The organism is Thioalkalivibrio sp., assembly GCF_041690275.1.
Classification (GTDB): domain Bacteria; phylum Pseudomonadota; class Gammaproteobacteria; order Ectothiorhodospirales; family Ectothiorhodospiraceae; genus Thioalkalivibrio.
This window is the reverse complement of sequence record NZ_JAWLHP010000085.1, coordinates 1-8842: the sequence shown is the minus strand read 5'-3', so window position 1 is coordinate 8842 and position 8842 is coordinate 1. Positions and strand designations below refer to the sequence as shown.

10 protein-coding genes are annotated in these 8842 nt (G+C 68.5%); 9 read left to right on the top strand and 1 reads right to left on the bottom strand.

The features are described 5' to 3' along the window. Window positions 1-55: 55 nt before the first annotated feature. A complete protein-coding gene (hemG, locus tag ACESMN_RS12595; RefSeq protein WP_373053954.1) occupies window positions 56-1390 on the bottom strand; it encodes a protoporphyrinogen oxidase in 1335 nt (444 codons plus the stop codon). Window positions 1391-1724: 334 nt separating this feature from the next. On the opposite strand from hemG, the gene ACESMN_RS12590 reads away from it, so the two are divergent. From ACESMN_RS12590 to ACESMN_RS12550, 9 genes are read left to right on the top strand one after another with little or no spacing between them, the layout of a single operon-like run. Beyond that, entirely contained in the window at window positions 1725-2258 is a 534-nt protein-coding gene (locus tag ACESMN_RS12590) for a Na+/H+ antiporter subunit E (RefSeq protein WP_373053953.1), read from the top strand. After that, window positions 2255-2545: a monovalent cation/H+ antiporter complex subunit F gene (locus ACESMN_RS12585; RefSeq protein WP_373053952.1), complete on the top strand. Its 291-nt coding sequence runs from the start codon at window positions 2255-2257 to the stop codon at window positions 2543-2545. Before ACESMN_RS12590 ends, ACESMN_RS12585 begins: the two co-directional genes overlap by 4 nt. Continuing rightward, window positions 2542-2859, top strand: coding sequence for a monovalent cation/H(+) antiporter subunit G (gene mnhG, locus ACESMN_RS12580; RefSeq protein ID WP_373053950.1), 318 nt, complete (start codon window positions 2542-2544; stop codon window positions 2857-2859). Before ACESMN_RS12585 ends, mnhG begins: the two co-directional genes overlap by 4 nt. Beyond that, complete coding sequence (locus ACESMN_RS12575; protein WP_373053949.1) at window positions 2859-3128, top strand: Na(+)/H(+) antiporter subunit B; 270 nt, start codon at window positions 2859-2861, stop codon at window positions 3126-3128. Before mnhG ends, ACESMN_RS12575 begins: the two co-directional genes overlap by 1 nt. Beyond that, a complete protein-coding gene (locus tag ACESMN_RS12570) occupies window positions 3125-3826 on the top strand; it encodes an MnhB domain-containing protein (protein WP_373053948.1) in 702 nt (233 codons plus the stop codon). The genes ACESMN_RS12575 and ACESMN_RS12570 overlap by 4 nt, the downstream gene beginning before the upstream one ends. Continuing rightward, a complete protein-coding gene (locus tag ACESMN_RS12565; protein ID WP_373053947.1) occupies window positions 3823-4131 on the top strand; it encodes an NADH-quinone oxidoreductase subunit K in 309 nt (102 codons plus the stop codon). Before ACESMN_RS12570 ends, ACESMN_RS12565 begins: the two co-directional genes overlap by 4 nt. Continuing rightward, window positions 4128-5588, top strand: coding sequence for a complex I subunit 5 family protein (locus ACESMN_RS12560; RefSeq protein ID WP_373053946.1), 1461 nt, complete (start codon window positions 4128-4130; stop codon window positions 5586-5588). Before ACESMN_RS12565 ends, ACESMN_RS12560 begins: the two co-directional genes overlap by 4 nt. Continuing rightward, window positions 5588-7084 (top strand): complex I subunit 5 family protein, encoded by a 1497-nt coding sequence (locus tag ACESMN_RS12555; protein WP_373053945.1) that lies wholly within the window; start codon window positions 5588-5590, stop codon window positions 7082-7084. The genes ACESMN_RS12560 and ACESMN_RS12555 overlap by 1 nt, the downstream gene beginning before the upstream one ends. Beyond that, window positions 7081-8820 (top strand): proton-conducting transporter membrane subunit, encoded by a 1740-nt coding sequence (locus tag ACESMN_RS12550; protein WP_373053944.1) that lies wholly within the window; start codon window positions 7081-7083, stop codon window positions 8818-8820. The genes ACESMN_RS12555 and ACESMN_RS12550 overlap by 4 nt, the downstream gene beginning before the upstream one ends. The last annotated feature ends 22 nt before the right edge of the window (window positions 8821-8842 follow it).

Here is an 8842-nt window from a genome sequence, read left to right as displayed (position 1 = left end):
TGCCCACGACCAATCGCGACCAGAGGTCGCTCCCACGAGGACAGCCGCGTGGACGCTACCCTTCAGCCTGGGCCAGCTTCTCCGCCAGTTCGCGGCCGTTGCGCACGCAGTCGTTCATCGCGATCCCTCGGTAGGCGTTGCCGCCGAGATGCAGGCCCGGGTACCGCTCCAGGTGTTCGAATATCGCGTCGACCGACGCGATGTGCCCGACCCGGTAGGACGGAATCCCGTTGTCCCAGCGCTGCACGAAGGTCACGTCCGGATCCTGCTCGACCCCCATCGTGATGCGCACACCGTCGCGCGCGGTCGCGATCAGCCCGGCCTCGTCCTGCTGCACCAGCCCGGGATCACGCTGACCGCCGATCATCACCCGCACGCTCTTCGAGCCCTCGGGCGCGCGATCCGGGAAGATGCTGCTGTCCCACAGCACGCCCAGCACCGGCAGCTTCGCACTGGTGGTGGTCAGCAGCCCGAATCCGTCCAGCGGATGATCCAGCTGTTTCCAGCCGAGGCCGACCACCGCGACCGGCGAGTATTCGATCCCGGCGAGGCGCTGCGCGAGCTCGCCGTCCATCCCTTGCAGCATCGCGGCGGCCGCGTGCGCCTGCGTGCTGATCACGACCTGCTCGAAGACATCCTCGTAGTCACCCGCGCGCACCCGGTAGCCGCCATCCTCCCGGGCCACCTCGGTCACGGGGGCCCCGAGGTGCCACTCGGCCGGGATGGTCCGCTGCAGGTGTTCGATGAAGGTGCCGACCCCGCCCTTGAAGCTCATCAGGATTCCGCCCGGACCCGCCTGCTTCTTGCGCCGGGCGATCATGCCCCTGAACAGCCCCCCGTGTTCGCGCTCGAGGCTCACCACCAGCGGGAAGGCGGCGTTCACGGATACCTTGTCGGGCGTGGTCGCATAGATCCCCGCGGTCATCGCATCCAGGAAGACGTCGGTGAATTTCTTGCCCACCCGCCGGTAGCCGAAGGCCTGCAGGGTCTCTTCGCCCTCCTCGCGCCGCTTCGGCACGAAGAATTCGCCCGCCATCCTGAGCTTCGCCCCCATCCCGATCAGCCGCGTGCGCAGGAAGGGCAGCGGCGCCTCGGGGAGCTGGTGCAGCCGATCGGTGTAGATGTAGCGCTTGCGTGCCGCATCGGAACTGGGCAGCAGCAGCTCCTCCGCTCCGGAGTCCTTGACCAGCTGCATGCTGTGCGGCTTGTTGGTCAGGAACCCGTTGCCTCCCGCCTCGAAGTGGAAGCCGCTGAGGGTATCCGTGCGCATGGTGCCGCCAGGGATGGGTTCAACATCGAACAGGTGGATTTCCCGATCGGCATCGGCCTTCCGGAGGTAAAAGGCCGTCGTCAATCCACTGATGCCGGCGCCGATGATCGCAGTGCGCATGGAGTGCTCCTGATTAGGCGGTTGATTTCCCGAGGCTTGGGGCATCGATTCTGTGTCAGGAACCCGACCGGTTTCATGATCCATCGCACCCCACGATGCTATTCGCGCATGGACCACCAGTGGGCCGGGCGGGAGGTTCGCTAACCACGGAGCACAGCCAGACACGCCGGAGCACGGCGGGCAAGTGCAGGAATGGCCACGCTATTTCAGGCTTGCCCAACGCAGCGCCGGCGTGTCTGGCGCAGCGATCTGTACCGAAGCTTCCGCATGGCCCACTAGGCCGATATGCGCAATCTGTTGGATAATGGCGGGCGGCCCTGCACGATGGAGCGCGATGACGGAGCAAAGGCATGCGGTGGACCGCTCTTCCCGGGTCAGCGTCTACGTGCTGCGACTCGGGATCCTGCTGGCGGTATGGTGGATCGTCAGCGGCAGTCACAGTGACTGGTGGTTCGGACTCCCGCTGGCGATGGTCGCCGCGGCCCTGAGCCTGTGGCTGGCCCCTCCGGCCCGCTTCCTGCTGCGGCCGCACCAGATCCCGCAGTTCGCCGGATTCTTCCTGTGGCAGTCCCTGCTGGCCGGCTGGGACGTGGCCAGGCGCACCCTGAGTCCGTCACTGCCTCTGCAGCCCGAGATTCTGCGCCTGCCGATGGCGCTGCCGCCGGGCGCCCCGACCTGGTGGCTGATGCTGACCATCACCCTGCTGCCCGGCACCCTGAGTGTCCGGCTGAGCCGGCAGCGCGTGCTGGAGGTGCATTGCCTGGACGCCCGGCTGGATGTCGCCGGCAGCGTGCGCGAGACGGAGGCACATCTCGCTCGGCTGTTCGGGGTGCAGCTGCTGCCGACGGAAGACGGGCGTCGGCAATGAACGGGCTGCTCGAGGCCGTTGCGCTGCTGCTGCTGGTGACCCTCGTGCTGGGCCTGATCCGTATCTGGCGGGGCCCGACCATCGCCGACCGCATGCTCGCGGCCCAGCTGTTCGGCACCACTGGCGTGGGCCTGCTGCTGGTGCTCGCGGAGCTGCAGCAGATCGCCGCGCTGCGCGACGTCGCGCTGGTGCTGGCCCTGCTGGCGGTGATGGCGGTACTGGCCTTCGTCGCCCGGGTATGGCGACGGGATCCCGAAGACGGCACCGAGGAGGACCCGCCGGCATGATCCTGATCGAACTGCTGCAGGCAGTGCTGCTGCTTGCGGGCGTCGGCTTCTTTCTGGTGGGCACGCTCGGCATCCTGCGGTTTCCCGACGTCTATACGCGCGTCCATGCACTGACCAAGGCCGATAACCTCGGGCTCGGCCTGATCGTCTTCGGTCTGCTGCTGGGGGCCGACTCCGTGCCGGTGGCACTGAAACTGCTGCTGGTCTGGGGCCTCGCGCTGATCGCCAGTGCCACGGCCGGCTACCTCGTGGCCCGGGCCGCGCGCCGCAGGGGCGTGCGCCCGTGGCGGGCACGGAACTGGGAGAAAGGCTGATGCCCTGGCTCGATCTGCTTCTCGGGTTCACGCTCTGCATCACCGCGGGGCTGGCCCTGATCGCCCGGGACATGTTCCGCGCGGTGATCATGTTCATCGTCTTCGGGCTGCTGATGGCGGTGGCCTGGGTCCGTCTGCAGGCGCCCGACATCGCACTGGCCGAGGCTGCGATCGGTGCGGGCCTGACCGGCGTGCTGCTGCTCGATACCCTCGGCTACCTCCGCCGCCCGTTCGGGAGCCGCGTCGACGACCCGGAAGACCGCTCGTGATCCGGCGCGTGGTCTTCGCGGGCCTGCTGTGCCTGGGTGTCACCGCGGCCCTGGGCTGGGCCGTGCTCGAACGGCCGATGCCCGTGGAGAATCTCCCGGAGCGCGTCGCCTCGGCGATGCCCGAGAGCGGCGTCGAGCACCCGATCACGGCGGTACTGCTGAACTTCCGCAGCTACGACACCCTGCTCGAGATTGCGGTGCTGCTGCTGGCCGTGGTGGTGGCCCTCGCCCTGCGCGAGGCCCAGCCCGACCGCCCGGAGCAGATGGGCCTGGACAATCCGCTGCTGCGGGCGGTGATGGCCTGGCTGCTGCCGCTGATGCTGATCGTCGCCGGCTTTCTGCTGTGGGCCGGCGCCTACCAGCCCGGAGGCGCGTTCCAGGCCGGTTCGGTGCTGGCCGCGGCCGGGGTGCTGCTGCGCCTGGCCGGGGTGTCCGCCGGCTGGCTCGACAACGCGGTGCTGGTGCGCGCCGGGCTCGCACTCGGGCTCCTGACCTTCCTCGGCATCGGCATGCTGGTGATGCTGGCGGGTGTCCCCTTCCTGACCTACCCGGCCGCACATGCCGGCACGCTGATCCTGGTGATCGAACTGACCCTGACCCTGTCCATCGGCCTCACCCTGCTCAGCCTGTTCCGGCTGAACCCACCCTACGCCGACGATCCGGACGATTCCCGCACACAGGAGGCGCCGAAACCGTGAGCGGAGCGCTCAGCGGATACCTGGTGTTCGCCTGGTCCGGCGTGCTGCTGTTCGGGCTCGGGCTGTTCGGGTTCGTCGCCCACCGGCACATTGTCCGGCGGCTGCTGGCCTTCAACATCATGGGCAGCGGCGCGTTCCTTGTCCTTGTCGGTCTGGCCCAGGACGGGCGTGGCGTGGATCCCGTTCCGCACGCGATGGTGATCACCGGAATCGTGGTGGCGGTGGCCTCCACGGCCCTCGCACTGGTGGTCTTCCGACGCTGGTACCGGGCGAGCGGGCGCACCGATCTGCCGGAGGACACGTGATCGGCCTGTGGTCCCTCCCGCTGCTGTTCGCGCTGCCGCTGGCACTGGGGATCCTCAGCCTGCTCGCGGTGCCGGCATGGCGGCCGCGCCTGATCTTCGTCGGGCTGCCGCTGATGGCCGCGGCCAGCCTGGACATGCTGGCAGGCCTGGTGATCTCCGGCCCTCAGGTGTACCGGCTGGGAGACTGGATCGCGCCGCTCGGCATCAACCTGGTGGCCGACGGCCTCGCGGTGGGCATGATCCTGATGACCACGCTGGTCACGGGACTCTGCGCGCTCTACGCCCGGGTCTACCTGCGCGATCACCCCCCCTCGACCAGCTTCTTCTGGCCGCTGCTGTGGTTTCTCTGGACCGGGATGAACGGCATCTGGCTGGCCGAGGACATCTTCAACCTCTACGTGGGACTCGAGGTGATGGGGCTGGCCGCCGTGGGCATGGTCGCGCTGCGGGCCACGCCCCCGGCCCTGGCCGCAGCGATGCGCTACCTGCTCGCCGCCCTGCTCGGCTCGCTGGCCTACCTGCTCGGCGTGGCGCTTCTCTACGGTGCCTACGGCACGCTGTCGATGGCCGGCCTGCAGGAGGCGGCCGCTGCCAACGCCACCACCCAGGTCGCGCTCGCGCTGATCATCGTCGGCCTGCTGCTGAAGACCGCCCTCTTTCCCCTCCATGCCTGGCTGCCGCCGGCCCACGGCGGTGCGCTGACTCCGGTGAGCGCGCTGCTCTCGGCGCTGGTGATCAAGGCCTCGTTCTACATCCTGCTGCGGATATGGCTGGTGCTGGGGCCGGAAGTCACGCCGGATTTCACCGCCGGGCTCCTCGGCGTGCTCGGTGCGGGCGCCGTGTTCTACGGCGGCTGGATGGCCTGGCGCCAGCATCACCTGAAGCAGCTGGTCGCCTACTCCACCGTGGCCCAGATCGGCTATCTGTTCCTGTTCTTCCCGCTGGTCACCAATACCGGTCCCGAGGCCGCGCGACTGGCCTGGGACGGCACACTGATGATGCTGTTTTCGCACGCGCTGGCGAAGGCCGCACTGTTCCTCAGTGCCGGCAACCTGATCCTGGCGGTGGGCAGTCCGCAGATCAGCCATCTGATCGGGATCAGCCGCTTCCGGCCGATGTCCCTGTTCAGCTTCGGCCTCGCCGGCGTCAGCCTGATGGGTCTGCCCCCCAGCGGCGGATTCACCGGCAAGTGGCTGCTGCTGCACAGCGCACTCCTCAGCGGTCAATGGTGGTGGCTGATCGTGCTCTTCCTGGGCGGACTGCTCAGCGCGGCCTACATCTTCAAGGTCTTCCGCATGTCCTTCCGCGAGGGCCCCCAGATCGACCGCTCGGTCACACCGCCGCTGACGCTGGACATGATCGCGCTGCTGCTCGCGGCCAGCGCGATCCTGATCGGGCTGACCGCCCACGTGCCGCTGCACTGGCTGCGCGTGGGCATGGTCTTCGGAGCAGTCTGATGGATTGGAACGGACTGGTCCTGCTGAGCGTGCTGGCGACCTCACTGGTCGCCTCGGGGGTCATCCTGCTGCTCGCGGAATCGCGGGTGGTGCTGCGAAGCGTGTTCAACCTCGCCGCCGCGGTACTCAAGCTTCTGCTGGTCCTCTGGATCATCCTCGGCGTCTATCGCAACGTCGATTACGAACTGCGCTTCACGATCATCGAGGGCGTGGACTTCATCCTCCGCGCGGACGCCCTGGGGATCATGTTCGTCGGCCTGTCGTCGCTGCTCTGGCTATTCACCACCATCTACGCGATCGGCTACCTGGAAAGGGCCCCGAACCGAAGCCGCTTCTTCGGCTTCTTCAGCCTCTGCGTAGCCAGCACCGTCGGGATCGCACTGGCCGGCAACCTGTTCACATTCCTGCTGTTCTACGAGCTGCTGACGCTCTCCACTTACCCGTTGGTGGTGCATCGCGGCACCCGCGAGTCCCTGCGCGCGGGCCAGGTCTACCTGTACTACACGCTGGGGGGCGGCGCGCTGCTTCTGTTCGGCGTGGTGGCACTGCACGTGCTCGTCGGCGATACCGAATTCGTGCCGGGAGGCAGCCTGTCCGGACTCGATCCGTCGCTGCATCCGCTGCTGATCGGGATCTTCCTGATGATGGTGGTCGGGCTGGGCGTGAAGGCGGCGCTTTTTCCCCTGCACGCCTGGCTGCCGATGGCGATGGTCGCGCCGGCGCCGGTCAGCGCACTGCTGCATGCGGTGGCCGTGGTCAAGGCCGGGGCCTTCGGCATCGCGCGTGTCGTCTACGATGTCTACGGGATCGAATTTGCCTACTCGCTGGGCCTGCTCGGACCGCTGGCCGTGGCCGCGTCCATCACCATCGTCTACGGCTCGCTGCGCGCGCTGACCCAGGACGACCTGAAGAAGCGGCTGGCCTTCTCGACCATCAGCCAGGTCTCCTACATCATCCTCGGGATCAGCCTGTTCGGTCCGGTGGGCACCATCGGGGGACTGGTGCACCTGCTCCACCAGGGGCTGATGAAGATCACGCTGTTCTTCTGCGCCGGGAACTATGCCGAGACCCTCGGGGTGCACAAGATCAGCGAGCTGGACGGGGCGGGCGAGCGCATGCCCGCGACCAGCGTCGCCTTCACGCTGGGCGCGCTGGGCATGATCGGCATCCCGCCGCTGGCCGGGTTCGTCAGCAAATGGTACCTGGGCATCGGCGCGCTGAGCGCCGGAATGAACTGGGTGCTGGCGGTGCTGATCCTCAGCAGCCTGCTGAATGCCGCCTATTTCCTGCCGATCCTGTACCGGATCTGGTTCCGCAAGCGTGACCGCGTGTGGTGCGAAGGCAAGGCCCTGGGCTGGTTCGAGACCTCGGGATGGCTGCTGTTCCCGACCCTGGCCACCGCCGCCTTCGCGCTGATCGCCGGCCTGCTCGCCGGCATGCCCTTCAGCCCCCTGTACTGGGCGGAACTGATCGTCAGCCGTGAGTATCTGCAATGAGCGGCATCGTCGGACTGGTGGCACTGCTTCTGGCACCCGGCGTACCGCTGGCGCTGGCCGTGCTCTGGAGCTTCCCGCGGCTGCGCCGGCACATCGGCCCCCTCGCACCCTGGGCCGCGGTTCCGGCACTGCTGCTTGCGCTGTTCGGGCAGCCCGGCGCCACGGTGGAACTCGCCTGGCTGCTGTTCGGCGCACAGATCGGCATGACGGGGACCACTCAGGTCTTCCTGTTCTTCACCGCACTGATCTGGTTCGCCGCCGGCATCCATGGGCGCGGACACCTGAGCAAGGACGATCACTGCGAGCGCTTCTGCGTGTTCTGGCTGCTCACGCTCACGGGCAATATCGGCCTGATCCTGGCGCTGGACGTCGCGCTCTTCTACACCAGCTTCGCGCTGATGTCCTTCGCTGCCTACGGCCTGATCGTGCACGACGGCAGTCGCGCCGCACTGCGTGCGGGCCGCGTGTACCTGGTGCTGGCGGTACTGGGCGAGTCCCTGATCCTGATCGGCCTGATCCTGGCGGCGCGGTTGACCGACGCGCCGCTGGTGCCGATGCTGGCCGATCTGCCCCGGGCGATTGCCGTGGCGCCGGAGCGCGATCTGATCATTGCCAGCCTTTGGCTCGGCTTCGGGGTGAAGGCCGGACTGCCACTGCTGCACTTCAGCCTGCCGCTGGCCTACGCGGCGGCGCCGGTTCCGGTGGCGGCGGCCCTGGCGGGCGCGATGATCAAGGCCGGGCTCCTCGGCTGGCTGGTGACCCTGCCGCTGGGCCAGGCCGGTCTGCAGGACTGGGGCACGATCGTGATCGCGGCGGGGCTGGTGGCGGCCTTCGGCGGCGCGCTGATCGGGGTGAACCAGACCCGGCCGCGCTTGGTGCTTGCCTATTCCAGCATCAGCCAGATGGGGATGGTCTCCGTGGCCATCGGGGCCTGGCTCTCCGTCCCGGAACTCGGCCCCCTGCTGGCGGTGGCGATCACCGTCTTTGCGCTGCACCACGCGCTGGCGAAGGCGGCGCTGTTCCTCGGCACCGAGGTCGTTCGGCACCGCACCCGGCGACCGGTGACCTGGCTCTGGATCGGCCTGGGCATTCCGGCCCTCGGCCTGGTCGGCCTGATGCCGAGCGGTCTGCTGACCAAGACGACCCTGAAGGCCGCGCTCACCGCCGGGAGCACAATGCCGGAGATGTGGAGCAGCCTGCCGCTGCTGCTGGGCCTTGCCGCGACCGGCACCACGGCGCTGATGGCGCGCCACCTCTGGCTGCTGCGTCTGGAGGCGGGGCGCGACGATGCGCCGCCGGCGGCCTGGCACGGTTGGGCGCTGATCACCGCCGCCACCGTTCTCGGCGTCTTCATGTTACCGCTGTGGGGCATCCGGCCCGACTGGATGGGCGCGCTGGCGGGGCTTCCCAATGCACTGTGGCCGGTGGCCGCGGGACTGGTGCTGGCGGTGCTCGCGTGGCGCTGGCTGAGACCGTGGCCGATCCCGCCCGCGGACGTGCTGGTGCTGCTGACGCCGTTGCCGGGCCTGGTACTGCGCGCCGGCCAGGCCCTCGGCGTCACCGGCCCGGCGATCCAGCGCGTGCTGCGCCATCTGCAGGCGCTCGCCCTTGACCGCTACCGCCGCGCCGATCACCGCGTGGGCCGCGCCACCGTTCACCTGTGGCGGCGAGACGCCCCGCTGCTCTTCGTCCTGATCCTCGCACTGCTCGCGATCTACGGCCTGAGCATCGTCTGAGGACACCAATCACCGAGAGGGC

Excerpts from the sequence above, each read along its gene's own strand:
- ACESMN_RS12585 (WP_373053952.1), top strand. The coding sequence starts at position 2,255 with ATGAACGGGCTGCTCGAGGCCGTTGCGCTGCTGCTGCTGGTGACCCTC.
- ACESMN_RS12550 (WP_373053944.1), top strand. The coding sequence starts at position 7,081 with ATGAGCGGCATCGTCGGACTGGTGGCACTGCTTCTGGCACCCGGCGTA.
- ACESMN_RS12590 (WP_373053953.1), top strand. The coding sequence starts at position 1,725 with ATGACGGAGCAAAGGCATGCGGTGGACCGCTCTTCCCGGGTCAGCGTC.
- ACESMN_RS12555 (WP_373053945.1), top strand. The coding sequence starts at position 5,588 with ATGGATTGGAACGGACTGGTCCTGCTGAGCGTGCTGGCGACCTCACTG.
- mnhG (WP_373053950.1), top strand. The coding sequence starts at position 2,542 with ATGATCCTGATCGAACTGCTGCAGGCAGTGCTGCTGCTTGCGGGCGTC.
- hemG (WP_373053954.1), bottom strand. The coding sequence starts at position 1,390 with ATGCGCACTGCGATCATCGGCGCCGGCATCAGTGGATTGACGACGGCC.
- ACESMN_RS12575 (WP_373053949.1), top strand. The coding sequence starts at position 2,859 with ATGCCCTGGCTCGATCTGCTTCTCGGGTTCACGCTCTGCATCACCGCG.